Genomic DNA, 12,994 nt, shown 5'->3' on the forward strand with positions numbered 1-12,994 from the left:
CAGACCGCTTTGACTCACCCGAATCGGCTACCTAAGTAAGCACATCGGGAATCGTTCAGTGGTCTCCCCTGCGACTCGAATTATTTTGGATATAACCGAGTGAAATACATTGTTGTGCTATAAGATTTGTCGAACTTCTTCCAGTGTGGCGCTACCCGCCAGACCGAGATCCAGCTTGGCACCGTTGCCATCGCGGATGACGCCGTTGACCATGCCAAAATGCAGGCTGCGTGCCACCAGCTGTTCGCCATTGCCCTTGGCGTTGATCGCCACTTTGTAGGCGCCGTCAGGTGCTGCACTGCCGTCATCCACCGAGCCGTCCCATGTGAACGAATGTACGCCTGCGGTCAAACCGCCGATCTCGATGGTGCGTACCACTTGTCCGCTGGCATTGGTGATGGTTGCGGTGACCTGATCTGCGGCACGTTCCAACTCAACACCAAATGGCGTGGTGCTCACCTTGCCGTCTTTGCTGCCGGCCAGGATGTTGCTGCCGGGTACCATCACACCATGACCGATAAGCGCAGTGGCCTGCAGCGACTGATTGCTGTTGATCTGGCCGGAGATCGACCCCAGCGTGGTGTTGAGTTTCTCGATGCCCTGAACGGTATTGATCTGCGCCAATTGACTGGTCAGTTCATTGTTCTGCATCGGGTTGGTGGGATCCTGGTTCTTTAACTGCGCCACCAACAGCGTCAGGAAGCTGTTGTTCAGATCTTGGCTGTTGGTGGTTTTGCTGTTGGCACCGATGACGGTGTTATCCAGCGTTTCATTGGTAGTTGCGGCAATAGCCATGGAAATCTCCGGTTATTGACCCAACGTCAGGGTTTTCATCATCATCGACTTGGTGGTGTTAAGCACCTCGACGTTGGCCTGATAGCTACGGGAGGCAGAAATGGTGTTAACCATCTCACCCACCACGTCAACGTTCGGCATGCGTACGTAACCCTTGGCGTCTGCCAGCGGGTTACCCGGCTGATACACCATGCGTTCCGGTGCCGGATCGTCCACCACCTGCGCCACGCGTACACCGCCTGTCGGTTGTCCTGGTGCAGCCGCCACTTCGAACACGACCTGTTTGGCGCGGTAGGGTTGACCGTCCGGGCCAGTCACGCTGTCGGCGTTGGCCATGTTGCTGGCACTGACGTTCATGCGTTGCGACTGCGCGGACAGCGCAGAGCCGGAGATATCAAATATATTCAGTAATGACATGAACCTTATCCTTGTTGCAGCACCGACATCATCCCTTTGATCTGGCCGTTAATTAACGTCAGATCGGTCTGATATTTCAGGCTGTTATCGGCGAAGTTGGTGCGTTCGCGATCCATGTCCACCGTATTGCCGTCCATCGACGGTTGATCCGGCACGCGGAACAGCAAGTCGAGCTGTGGTGGCTGCATGTTCTGCGCCGGAATGTGGCGTGCAGAAGTCATATTCAGCGCAATACCACTGCCGCTGACGCGGCCCTGTTCCAGCACCTTATTGAGTTGACTGGCGAAATCGATATCCCGCGCCTGATAGCCCGGTGTGTCTGCGTTGGCGATGTTGGCGGCCAGTATTTCCTGCCGCTGGGCGCGCAGGTTCAGCGCCTCTTGACCAAAGCGCAGAGCAGCGTCCAGTTTGTCGATCATGCTCCCTCCGCGAGGTTAGAATTTGGAGCCGACAGCATAAACGCCCCTTCCGCCAGCCTATCGCAGGAATAAGAGCAAAATGCGTCGCTATTTATCTGCTTAGCCTACGCGCAGTACGGGTACACTTACGCGCACCCTGATGGCTATTGAGGAAGCAATGATGAAAGGTAAAATTCTGCTGTTTGCCATGCTGATGTTCAGCATGAGCGCACACGCCGAAGATTTGGCGATGCAGATAGATCGCTTCATCAGCAGCCAGTTCAGTGGGAGTCAGGTACAGGTTAAGGTGCTGGTGCGTACACCGTCATCCCAGTGGCCACAGTGCGAATTTCCACAGCTTTCTCTGCCACAGAGTGCGCGCCGTTGGGGTAATATCAGCGTCTCGGCGCGCTGTGGGCAGGAACGGCGATTTATCCAGACACAGGTCCAGGTGATAGGGAAATACCTGGTGTCGGCACGCAGTATCAGTGCCGGTAGCCAGCTAACGGCGGCGGACATCACACTGAAAAGTGGGCGGCTCGACACACTGCCCCCACGTACATTAAGTGAACCCGGTAAGGCTCTCGGAGCCATCAGCCTGCGGAATATCAGCCCTGGTCAACCGCTGACCTTCTCGATGTTACGTCGGGCCTGGGTGATTAAGGCCGGTCAGTCAGTTCAGGTGACTGCACAAGGAACCGGATTTAATATCAGTGGTTCGGGCAAGGCGATGAACAATGCTGCCGCTGAAGACAGCATCCGTGTACGCATGGCTTCCGGGCAAATTGTGAGTGGCATAGCCGGTGACGACGGTACGATTCGCATTACATTATAAAAAAGGCATACCCAAAATAATTGGCGTTACATCGCGGCACGTCCGTGAGCCACCCAGAACCATAGCAAACTGTGTTGCTGGGACGAGTAGATGCAGTCAACAAAGATGCAACTTCACGTATGGCGGGTATAAAGGTTTATAAAACCTTGCCGATAAGAAAACCATAAGCAGTATTTTATCGGCCACCAGGGCCGCAAAATGTCAGCCATGGCCTGTATGGCGATGGCATCGATGGAGATTAACCATGAGTATCGATCGCACCCAGCGACTGCAACCCGTCCCAACGGTGCAACCGCGTGAGACACCAGCTGAAAACCAATTTCAGCCGCGCAAAGCCGTCCAGACAGAAAGCACTGTCAGCGGTACCCAGGTAAAATTGAGCGACGCGCAAGCGCGGTTAATGCAACCGGGCACACAAGATATTGATATGAACCGAGTGGATGCCATTAAACAGGCAATCCGTAACGGCGAGCTGAAAATGGATGCCGGCAAAATTGCCGATGCGCTGCTGCAAGACGTGCAAAATGACGCCCGGTGGATGTCAAACGGCAACCCAACGCCAGAGGCTTGATCGGGCACTGCCGCCAGGTTAAGACTAAGGGACTCTTTGAAAGGTGATTATTCGCAATGGAAAATCTGGCGCAATTGATTAATAAGCTGCTGGAAACCCTGAATGCGCTGGATACAGTGCTGACGGAAGAACATGACTTGCTCTGCTCAGGCCAATTACCGGGCGTCGCGCTGCAACGCGCTACCGACGAGAAGAGCCAGTTACTGGCCACGGTAAACTATTTGGAACAGCAACGGCTACGTCAGGAAAGTGCGCAAGGGCAACAGGCCCCTTATTCCTCACATCCGCACCTGGCAGAGGCTTGGCAACGCGTACAGACGCTCAGCCAACAGCTGAGAGATAAAAACCAGCATAACGGCATGTTGCTCAATCAGCAGATCGATCATAACACTCAGGCGTTGGCGATCCTCAGCAAGCAAAATAAATCGCTTTACGGCCCGGATGGCCAGTCACGCAACACCAGCCTACTGGGGCGAAAGATCGGCGTTTAATCAATGGAACCTCACCCGGTCACGCTACCGTTCAACCGGGTGCCTCCCTTCCTATTGCATAGCCTCTCGCACTTCCTGTGCCACTTTATCTAACCATCTGAATTTATTTTCGTAATACTGCGCATACCTGGCATTTCCGGCTGTTCTCTCCCTTCCCGCCCATCCACCCTGTGCTGGTTTTTAAACCACTTGATCTATACCCTAAAAGGGGATAGTTTTACAGGGAGTGTGAATGACCGATATTTACCTCACCAAAACATTTCAGGCATTCGCTGCCCACGAACGCATTAGCGACGCCACGGTGATCCAAGCTGCGCGAGAAATACAAAACCAACTGTACGATGCCAATTTGGGCAGTTGCGTTTATAAGAAACGAGTCGCCCGCGCGGGTGGCGGTAAACGCGGCGGTTACCGGGTGCTTATTGCCTTTCGAGATGAGGACCGGTTTTTTTTCATGCGGGGATTTGCCAAAAATGAAATGGACAACATTGCCAGTGATGAATTAGTCGGGTTGAAACGCCTTGCTGCGCTCTATCTGGACTATTCCCCTTTCAGGCTTTATCAGTTGGTTAATGACAAGAGGTTAAGGAGATTGACCTATGAGCAAGATTCTTGCTGAAATCCACCAGGAAGTGCAGGAGCTGCATCAGGCAGGATTTGTCGACGATGTCACTATGCGGACGTTTGACATGCTGTGCTTACGCCCGGTTAAACAGTACACCGCTGCGGACATTCGCGCCCTTCGTGAGCGCGAAAATGTCAGCCAGCCTGTATTTGCTCTGTATCTGAACGTCAGCAAAAAAGCAGTACAAAAATGGGAACGTGGCGAAGCCGTTCCCAACTCCGCCGCGATGAAGCTTCTTTCACTGGTAGAACACAACGGCCTGGCAATTCTCGCCTAATCTATTATTCGTAATTAACAATCACCTGATTGCTGATCACCCGCAGTGGCGGGTTTAGGCTACCGCGTGCCTGCACATAATAAACAAAACGTAGCTCGGCGTTGGCCGGCTCTCCCTGTAACCCGGTGCTGCTACCACTGCCGCCGCCCAGCGCAATACAGCGGGTTAAGGTGCAGAGCTGTGCTTGCATACCCGCGGGTTCGCCAGCCAGTAGTTGATAGCGCCAACTGACGCTGGTGATACGTGCATTGCCATCCGGTAACGCATTAGGCGCCCGCAGCCCTGGCGATTCACCCCGCTCGCCACCGTATTCCAGCGTGGCACCGACACTGTCGGCAACCCAGGAACCCGATATCGCCTGTGCGCTCAACGGCGGCAACAGCAAAATCAACGCCAGAAGCCGTTTCATTAAGCTGCCCCTATCGTGGATGTCATGCGGATTTGTCGATCGTCGTTAATTTCCAGATTCGACAGCACCACAATCTGCGGCAGACTGCGACGCAGGAAGCGTGCCAGCAACGCCCGCAGCGCGTGGTTCACCAACAGTACCGGCGGCGCACTGAGCATTTCCTGTCGCTGAAGTGCCTGCTTGGCCTGTTCCAGCAAACGATCCGCCAGCCCCGGTTCGAGACCACCCCCGCCCTGTAGTGCTTGCAATAACAAGCGTTCAAGTTGGGTGTCCAAACCAATAACCTGAATTTCACCGTTACCCGGGAACCACTGCTGGGTGATCGCCCGTCCCAATGCAACTCGCACCACAGTGGTCAGTTCATAAGGATCGGTTTGTGACGGTGCGTGCTCCGCCAGGGTTTCAATAATCGTGCGCATATCACGGATCGAAACCCGTTCAGCTAGCAGGTTCTGCAATACCTTATGCAGCGTGGTCAACGTCACTACACCGGGCACGAAATCTTCGGTCAGCTTCGGTATATCCTGGGCAACACGATCCAACAGTTGCTGCGTTTCCTGTCGGCCAAACAGCTCGCTGGCGAATTGACCAATCAAATGATTAAGGTGAGTCGCTACCACGGTGCTGGCCTCAACCACGGTAAAGCCCTGGATCTGCGCCTGTTCACGCAATGCGCTGTCAATCCATACGGCTTCTAATCCAAAGGCAGGATCGGTGGTTTTGTCGCCGGCCAACTCACCCACGGCGTTACCTGGGTTGATCGCCAACCAACGTCCCGGTTGTGCTTCGCCACTGCCGATTTCTACGCCTTTCATCAAGATACGGTAGCTCGCAGGGGGCAATTCCAGGTTATCGCGGATATGCACTACTGGTGGCAGGTATCCCATCTCCTGCGCAAACTTCTTGCGGATGCCACGGATACGGCCGAGTAGCTCGCCGTTCTGTTGGAAATCCACCATCGGGATCAAGCGGTAACCGACCTCCATACCCAAAGGATCTTCCAGCTGTACGTCAGACCAACTGGCTTCCACCGCCTGCGGATTATCCTGCGCTATCGGCGCTTCTTGCACCTTCGGTTCTTGCTGATCACGCCCGCGCAGCCACCACGCTAACCCTAACAGACCGGCGGTGAATAGCAGGAAGACCAGGTTCGGCATTCCCGGGACCAGACCCAGTAACCCCAACACAGCCGCACTGAGTAGCATGACGCGCGGGTTGTTGAACAGTTGGCCAACCATCTGTTCGCCAACGTCCTGATCGGTTGCCACGCGGGTTACGATAACACCCGCCGCAGTGGAGATAACCAACGCGGGGATCTGCGCAACCAGGCCGTCACCGATAGTCAGCAAGGTGTAAGTTTCCGCTGCTGTGCCGAGCGCCATCCCGTGCTGAAGTACGCCGACCAACAGGCCACCGACCACGTTCAACACCATGATCATTAAACCGGCTACCGCGTCACCACGTACAAATTTACTGGCACCGTCCATCGAGCCGTAGAAATCAGCTTCCTGTGTGACTTCAGAACGCCGTTTTTTCGCGTCCTCTTCACCGATCAAACCCGCATTGAGGTCGGCGTCGATCGCCATTTGCTTGCCCGGCATGCCGTCCAGCACGAAGCGTGCGCCGACTTCTGCAATACGTCCTGCACCCTTGGTGATAACCATAAAGTTGATTAACACCAGAATGATAAACACCACAATACCGATGGCGAAGTTACCCCCCACCAGGAAGTGGCCAAAGGCCTCTACCACGCGACCGGCAGCCGCAGAACCCGTGTGCCCTTCCATCAGGATGATACGTGTCGATGCGACGTTGAGCGACAGGCGCAATAAGGTCGAGAACAGCAATATGGTAGGGAATGCGGCGAATTCCAGCGTACGCTGGGTGAACATCGCCACCAGCAACACCATGATCGACAAGGCAATATTGAAGGTGAACAACAGATCGAGGATAAATGCCGGCAACGGCAGCACCATCATCGACAGGATCATCAGAATCAGTATCGGGCCAGCCAGCACCTGCCACTGTGTATCTTTAAAACTGCCCGGCAAACGAAGCAGGGCGGCTAAATTAGCCATCAGAGTTACTTTCTCCAGCAAAATCCAGTGCTTCCGGCACCGGTAAACGTTCAGGTTTTTTCGGGATCAATCCCCCTTCACGCCGCCAGCGTCTTAGCTGGTAAACCCAGGCCAGAACTTCGGCCACGGCGGCATACAAGGTCGCGGGTATGTGTTGTCCAATCTCGCTGTGCCGATACAAGGCGCGCGCTAATGGCGGCGCTTCCAGCATCGGGATACGGTGTTCTGCACCCAGTTCACGGATACGCAGTGCAATTTCGCCGGCCCCCTTGGCCAGCACTTTCGGCGCACTCATTTTTTTATCGTTGTACTGCAGTGCGACAGCGTAATGCGTCGGGTTGGTGACGATAACGTCAGCCTTGGGTACGTCTGCCATCATGCGCCGGCGAGCAATGGCTCGCTGTTGCTGACGGATGCGCCCTTTTACGTGCGGATCACCCTCTTGTTCTTTGAATTCGTCGCGGATGTCCTGCTTGGTCATCTTCAGTTTTTTGAAGTGGCTCCACAGCTGATAGAACACGTCAAACGCCACCATCGGCGTCAGTCCGAGCACAACCAACAGACCGCAAAAGATGATCATGTGTAGCGCATTACCCAATGCATCGAGCGGCTGTTGCGTTACCAGATGCAGCATCGCTGCCCAGTTGTGCCACAGGAATAAACCGGTGATCCACCCGACCAACGTCGCCTTCAGGATGCCCTTCAATAGCTCGGCCAACACCTGGCTGGAAAAGATCCGTTTTAAACCCGACAGCGGGTTCATACGCTTTAAATCAAACTTGAGTGATTTACCGCTTAGCAGTAAGCCGCCCAGCAACATAGGGGCAGTGATCGCCACCAGCGTCAGTCCCGCCATGATCGGTAATAGTGCCCACACCGCCTGCCGTAATAGCATGCCCAACTGGTGCAACATCTGTTTGTCGTTGCTGACCATGCCATGATCGAAATTCAGACCCTGCGTCAACATTGCCGCCAGCTGTTGCGCCATGTTGCCGCCGGAGACCCAGATGATCGACAACCCAGCCACCAGCATCAGGACCGATGTCAGCTCACGCGAACGCGGGATCTGGCCATCTTCGCGCGCCTTTTCCACCCTATGGGGGGTGGGGGCCTCGCTCTTTTCCAGATCGCTGTCTTCAGCCACGGGCGCGCTTCCTGTGCGGGGGGAATAAAATTGCCGCCAGCATGCCAAAAAAATGCTGATTTCATTGATGGAACAACGGGGAAAAAGGCAGGTTATTTGCGGGATGACAGTAAGTGGGAGACACCCTGTTCGCTGTAGACATCAGGGACGCAGCCAAGCCGCGTCCCTGAGAGCGTTAGAAACCGAGGCTATCGAGCAGGTCGTCGACTTGCGCCTGGTTGGCAATCACGCCGGCACCATTTTGGTCGAGCTGCGGTCCATTGAGCAGGCTGTCGTTCGGCTTTTTCTCTTTCGCCGGCTGTTCCGGAATATTTTCCATCAGCACCATCAACAACTGCTTTTCAATCTCCTGCACCACGTCCATCATGCGTTTGATCACCTGACCGGTCAGATCCTGGAAATCCTGCGCCATCATAATTTCCAGCAACTGGGCGTTAGTGAACGCCGTGTGCTCTGGCACCTGCTCCAGATACTGACGGGTGTCGGTAACCAACTCGCGCGCGTCGTCCAACTCAATCGGATCGGCAAACCAGTCGTCCCAGCGGCCTTTCAAGGCTTTGGCTTCTGACTCCAGCTCCGCCTGACGCGGTTGAGCCGCCTCAACGCAGTTCAACGCCCGTTCCGCCGCCTGCGCCGTCATGGTGACCACGTAATCAAGACGATCGCGTGCATCCGGGATTGCCTCTGCCGCCTGGGCGATCGCCTGATCGAGCCCCAGTTCGCGCATGCTGTCACGTAGCATACGTGTCAGTTGGCCAATGCGGGAGATGATCTCCCCCGCGGTTGCCGCATCGCTGGCAGGCATTGGAATGTCTCTCATCGCCCTCTCCTTACATGCCCAGTTTTTCAAAGATCTTATTGAGCTTTTCTTCCAGCGTTGCCGCCGTAAAAGGTTTCACCACGTAACCGCTGGCGCCAGCCTGAGCCGCCGCGATAATATTTTCTTTTTTGGCTTCTGCCGTCACCATCAGCACCGGCATAGCCGCTAATGCGCCGTCAGCCCGGATAGTTTGCAGCAATTCCAGACCATCCATGTTTGGCATGTTCCAGTCGGAAACCACGAAATCGAAATCACCAGCACGCAGTTTATTCAGCGCATCTGCACCGTCTTCGGCTTCTTCTACATTGTTGAATCCTAACTCTTTCAGCAAGTTTCTGACGATACGACGCATTGTGGAGAAGTCATCCACCACCAGAAACTTGAGGCTCTTGTCTGCCATTTTTATTCCTAACCTTTAAATTATTCCAAACAACGGCCACCTCGCGGCAGCCATTAGCGATAACCCTATCAATAAGGGCATAAAATCAAATACGTAACGCTTGTCCGCCGGCAATTTGTGCCAACATGCGCTGACTCATGCGATCCAGCTCCACCACTTCATTGACACCACCAGTGGCGATCGCCTCACGTGGCATCCCGAAGACCACACAACTGGCTTCGTTCTGTGCCAACGTATAAGCACCTGCACGATGCATTTCCAACATGCCTGCCGCACCGTCATTACCCATACCTGTCAGGATCACCCCCACAGCATTGCGCCCGGCATATTGCGCGACCGAGCGGAATAACACGTCCACTGAGGGGCGATGGCGATTGACTGCCGGGCCGTCATGCAGCTTCACCTGATAGTTGGCCCCACTGCGTGACAACTCCATATGCCGGTCACCCGGCGCAATGTAAGCATGACCCGGCAGCACGCGTTCGCCGTCTTCGGCCTCTTTCACCGTGATCTGACAAAGCTTGTTCAAACGTTCGGCAAATGAACGGGTAAAGCCCGGCGGCATATGCTGAGTGATCAGCAACGCAGGGCTGGTTGCCGGCAAGGGTTGCAGCACCTGACGGATGGCTTCAGTGCCCCCGGTTGAGGCACCAATGGCGATCAACTTTTCACTGCTGAGCAAAGGTGCATGGCTGAGGATCGCCGGTGCCGGGCTGTTGGAACGCTGTGGTAAACGCGCTTTGGCCGCCGTGCGGATCTTCTCGGCAATCAGTTCGCTGTATGCCAGCATGCCTTCGCGAATACCCAACTGCGGTTTAGTCACGAAATCTACCGCCCCCAACTCCAGTGCACGCAGCGTAATCTCTGAACCTTTGCCCGTCAGTGATGACACCATCACCACTGGCATCGGCCGCAGACGCATCAGTTTTTCAAGGAAATCGAGACCGTCCATACGCGGCATTTCGACGTCCAACGTCAGCACCTGTGGGTTAAACTTTTTGATCAGATCGCGAGCAACCAGTGGATCGGGTGCACTTGCTACCATCTCCATATCGGGATGGCCGTTGACAATCTCGGTCATCAATTGCCGCATAAGCGCCGAATCGTCTACGCACAGTACTCTGATTTTATTCATTACCTCTCCTTGGTCAGGCCATACACGGTCTGCCCACGCAAGTAGAAATCCCGGCTGATCTGGCTAAAGTTCTCGGAGTGACCGGCAAACATCAGGCCCCCCGGTTTAAGCAAGGGTACAAAGCGGCGCAGAATGCGCTCTTGTGTCGCCTTATCGAAATAGATCATCACGTTGCGGCAGAAAATAGCGTCAAACTGACCCGGTAGCGCCCATTCAGGGGCCAGCAGGTTGAGTGACTGGAAGTTCACCCGCCCCGCCAACTCAGGCCGCACCCGTACCAGTCCCTGATGCGGGCCGGTGCCGCGCAAAAAGTAACGCTGCATCTGCGTCGGCGTCAGAGTGCGTAAATCTTCCTGTCGATAAACCCCAGCCTCGGCCTTTTCCAGCACTTGGGTATCAATGTCACTGGCCCATACCTGGCAGCCAGTGGCACGTTGCCCCAGCACGTCACTCAGGGTGATCGCAATCGAATAGGGTTCTTCCCCTGTCGATGCAGCAGTACTCCACACGCTATAACCGTTCGGTCGCTGACGCGCATGCTCCGCCAAAATGGGGAAGTGATGCGCTTCGCGGAAAAAGGCCGTCAGGTTGGTGGTCAGCGCATTGATAAATGCCTGCCATTCAGCACTGTTTGGATCGCTTTCCAGTAATGCCAGATAGTCGCCAAAGTCATTCAGGCCTAATAAACGCAGGCGACGCACCAAACGGTTGTAAACCATCTCTCGTTTGTGCTCCGCCAACACAATGCCGGCACGCTGATAAATCAGTTGGCTGATACGCCGAAAATGCACGTCCAGCAACGGCAAGCGTTGCACCATCTGCGTCAATAATGTCGCAGGGTCACGATGAGGAATCGACGGCGCCGGTTTCATACCATCTCACTCAGAAAAAACGGGCTGCTTATGCGTTTTGACAATCTGGGGCTTCCTTTACCACGGGTGAAACTGCGTCTTTCGCGTTAACGGGGGCAGCGAAGTTATCGTCCGCCAGGCGGAATACCGATACTGCGTCAGCCAGAGTAATTGCTTGATCTTCCAGTGCAGTCGCCGCCGAAGCCGCTTCTTCCACCAATGCGGCGTTCTGCTGGGTTACCTGATCCATCTGGGTCACCGCCTGTGTCACCTGTTCGATGCCGCGGCTTTGTTCGTCTGACGCGGAGGCGATCTCACCCATAATGTCGGTAACCCGAGTGACCGAACGTACGATGTCCTGCATGGTGGCGCCGGAGTTTTCCACCAGTACCGAGCCTTGCTTCACACGGCTGACTGACTCGTCGATCAAACCTTTAATTTCTTTCGCCGCCTGTGCACTACGCTGCGCCAGGTTGCGCACTTCACCAGCGACCACTGCAAAGCCACGGCCCTGCTCACCGGCACGTGCTGCCTCTACCGCTGCATTCAACGCCAGAATATTGGTTTGGAAGGCAATGCCGTCGATCACGCTGGTAATAGCACCAATCTTCTGAGAGCTGTTGGCAATGTCGTGCATAGTGGTCACCACGTCGCCCGCCAGCTCTCCCCCCTTGGCTGCGGTTGTTGAAGCATCCCGTGCCAATTGTGAGGCCTGACGTGCGTTATCGGCGTTTTGTTTCACCGTGGCGGTTAACTGCTCCATGCTGGCGGCAGTCTCTTCCAGTGAGGCAGCCTGCTGCTCAGTGCGTGAAGAGAGATCGTTGTTACCCTCAGAGATTTCCTGCAAACCAATCAGGATTGACTCAGCTCCGTCACGTACCGCACCCACAGTGCCAATCAGCGATTGTTGCATCCGTTGCAGGCTGGCGAATAATTGACTGATCTCATTACGGCCATACACCTGGATCGGCGTGGCCAAATCGCCGGCGGCAATGCGATCAAAATGACTGCGCATAATATTCAGCGGCTGCACCAGCATGTTACGCAACCACCACATGGCGCTGCCGGTGACCACGATCAACATCAGCACTGCACCCGCTACAAACCAACCGGACAGGGTGAAAGATTGTTGATTCGATGCATTGGCTTCGCTGACATTCGCGTTCACCAGTTGCAGATACTGAACAAAATCGGCTTCAAACAGATCCTGGGTTTTCTGCGTCGGCTGATCCATAAACGCCTGCAGATTATCGTTCTCAAGGAAGGTAATAAGCTCACGCAGCGCACCGCGCAGTCGGTCATAGCTTGCCTTGGTGGTTTCTGTCAGTTGCTGTTCCTGTTCGCTATTACGCGGTACCGCCAGGAACTGGTTAAAATAGAGATCTGCTTTCTGCAACGAACTGCGCGCATTGCCCATCAGTGAGTTCACCTGATCTTGCGGCAACTTGAGTGCTGAACGGGTACCGGCGCGGTTCAGTGTGTTGCGTGCCTGCAGCAACGACACCCAACTTAAGCTAAGAGCGTCACGCTGTTGGCTGCCGAGAGTGATCAGGTTCAGATTATGGTTATCGGAACGGAAAGCGGTATACGACAAGCCGCTGGTGGCCAACTGCATAACACAAAAAGTCATCAACAACAGAAACAGACTGGTAGAGACGCGGATTCGGTTAAACACTGTGAACCTCCTTGCAGCCGGCCGATGGCCAGCTTACGACGGGGAATCGGCCTCCCCCAGAGAAGGAAGGAGG

Annotated in this window: 16 protein-coding genes; 5 read left to right on the forward strand and 11 right to left on the reverse strand. The window is 54.9% G+C overall.

Annotation, left to right across the window (positions count from 1 at the left end; all coding sequences use genetic code 11):
* Positions 1-117: 117 nt before the first annotated feature.
* Genes flgD through flgB form a run of 3 tightly spaced genes read right to left on the reverse strand, consistent with a single transcriptional unit; the run spans position 118 to position 1,631 of the window.
* Complete coding sequence (flgD, locus tag SGR01S_RS03510) at positions 118-795, reverse strand: flagellar hook assembly protein FlgD (RefSeq protein ID WP_037418986.1); 678 nt, start codon at positions 793-795, stop codon at positions 118-120.
* Positions 796-807: 12 nt separating this feature from the next.
* Positions 808-1,212, reverse strand: coding sequence for a flagellar basal body rod protein FlgC (gene flgC / locus SGR01S_RS03515; protein WP_037418983.1), 405 nt, complete (start codon positions 1,210-1,212; stop codon positions 808-810).
* 5 nt (positions 1,213-1,217) lie between these two features.
* Entirely contained in the window at positions 1,218-1,631 is a 414-nt protein-coding gene (gene flgB, locus SGR01S_RS03520) for a flagellar basal body rod protein FlgB (RefSeq protein ID WP_037418980.1), read from the reverse strand.
* Between the two features lie 160 nt (positions 1,632-1,791).
* Between flgB and flgA the strand changes: the two genes are divergently transcribed.
* The 5 genes from flgA (at position 1,792) to SGR01S_RS03545 (ending at position 4,409) form a co-directional block, all read left to right on the forward strand.
* Positions 1,792-2,445 carry a flagellar basal body P-ring formation chaperone FlgA gene (flgA, locus tag SGR01S_RS03525; RefSeq protein ID WP_061806541.1) on the forward strand — a complete coding sequence of 218 codons (654 nt, stop codon included), beginning with the start codon at positions 1,792-1,794 and terminating at the stop codon, positions 2,443-2,445.
* 244 nt (positions 2,446-2,689) lie between these two features.
* Positions 2,690-3,016, forward strand: a complete 327-nt coding sequence (gene flgM, locus SGR01S_RS03530) for a flagellar biosynthesis anti-sigma factor FlgM (RefSeq protein ID WP_061806542.1) — start codon at positions 2,690-2,692, stop codon at positions 3,014-3,016.
* Between the two features lie 56 nt (positions 3,017-3,072).
* On the forward strand, positions 3,073-3,507 hold the full coding sequence (locus SGR01S_RS03535; protein ID WP_037418970.1) for a flagella synthesis protein FlgN: 435 nt from the start codon (positions 3,073-3,075) through the stop codon (positions 3,505-3,507).
* Positions 3,508-3,739: 232 nt separating this feature from the next.
* On the forward strand, positions 3,740-4,126 hold the full coding sequence (locus SGR01S_RS03540) for a type II toxin-antitoxin system RelE/ParE family toxin (RefSeq protein ID WP_061806543.1): 387 nt from the start codon (positions 3,740-3,742) through the stop codon (positions 4,124-4,126).
* Complete coding sequence (locus SGR01S_RS03545) at positions 4,107-4,409, forward strand: helix-turn-helix domain-containing protein (RefSeq protein ID WP_037418964.1); 303 nt, start codon at positions 4,107-4,109, stop codon at positions 4,407-4,409. The genes SGR01S_RS03540 and SGR01S_RS03545 overlap by 20 nt, the downstream gene beginning before the upstream one ends.
* A 4-nt stretch (positions 4,410-4,413) precedes the next feature.
* On the opposite strand, the gene SGR01S_RS03550 is transcribed toward SGR01S_RS03545, so the two are convergent.
* From SGR01S_RS03550 to SGR01S_RS03585, 8 genes are all read right to left on the reverse strand, one after another.
* Complete coding sequence (locus tag SGR01S_RS03550; RefSeq protein WP_061806544.1) at positions 4,414-4,818, reverse strand: flagellar protein FlhE; 405 nt, start codon at positions 4,816-4,818, stop codon at positions 4,414-4,416.
* Positions 4,818-6,896, reverse strand: coding sequence for a flagellar biosynthesis protein FlhA (gene flhA / locus SGR01S_RS03555; RefSeq protein WP_037418956.1), 2,079 nt, complete (start codon positions 6,894-6,896; stop codon positions 4,818-4,820). The genes SGR01S_RS03550 and flhA overlap by 1 nt, the downstream gene beginning before the upstream one ends.
* Positions 6,889-8,040, reverse strand: a complete 1,152-nt coding sequence (flhB, locus tag SGR01S_RS03560) for a flagellar biosynthesis protein FlhB (protein WP_037418952.1) — start codon at positions 8,038-8,040, stop codon at positions 6,889-6,891. The genes flhA and flhB overlap by 8 nt, the downstream gene beginning before the upstream one ends.
* Before the next feature lie 175 nt (positions 8,041-8,215).
* Positions 8,216-8,860 carry a protein phosphatase CheZ gene (gene cheZ, locus SGR01S_RS03565; protein WP_037418947.1) on the reverse strand — a complete coding sequence of 215 codons (645 nt, stop codon included), beginning with the start codon at positions 8,858-8,860 and terminating at the stop codon, positions 8,216-8,218.
* A gap of 10 nt (positions 8,861-8,870) precedes the next feature.
* The gene (cheY, locus tag SGR01S_RS03570) at positions 8,871-9,260 is read right to left on the reverse strand and encodes a chemotaxis response regulator CheY (RefSeq protein WP_037418944.1); all 390 of its coding nucleotides are present in this window, start codon (positions 9,258-9,260) and stop codon (positions 8,871-8,873) included.
* Positions 9,261-9,345: 85 nt separating this feature from the next.
* Positions 9,346-10,395, reverse strand: a complete 1,050-nt coding sequence (locus SGR01S_RS03575; RefSeq protein WP_037418941.1) for a protein-glutamate methylesterase/protein-glutamine glutaminase — start codon at positions 10,393-10,395, stop codon at positions 9,346-9,348.
* Positions 10,395-11,267: a protein-glutamate O-methyltransferase CheR gene (gene cheR / locus SGR01S_RS03580; protein ID WP_037418939.1), complete on the reverse strand. Its 873-nt coding sequence runs from the start codon at positions 11,265-11,267 to the stop codon at positions 10,395-10,397. Before cheR ends, SGR01S_RS03575 begins: the two co-directional genes overlap by 1 nt.
* 28 nt (positions 11,268-11,295) lie before the next feature.
* Positions 11,296-12,921: a methyl-accepting chemotaxis protein gene (locus tag SGR01S_RS03585; protein ID WP_037418936.1), complete on the reverse strand. Its 1,626-nt coding sequence runs from the start codon at positions 12,919-12,921 to the stop codon at positions 11,296-11,298.
* Positions 12,922-12,994 lie beyond the last annotated feature (73 nt).

The organism is Serratia grimesii NBRC 13537, from assembly GCF_001590905.1.
Classification (GTDB): Bacteria; Pseudomonadota; Gammaproteobacteria; order Enterobacterales; family Enterobacteriaceae; genus Serratia; species Serratia grimesii.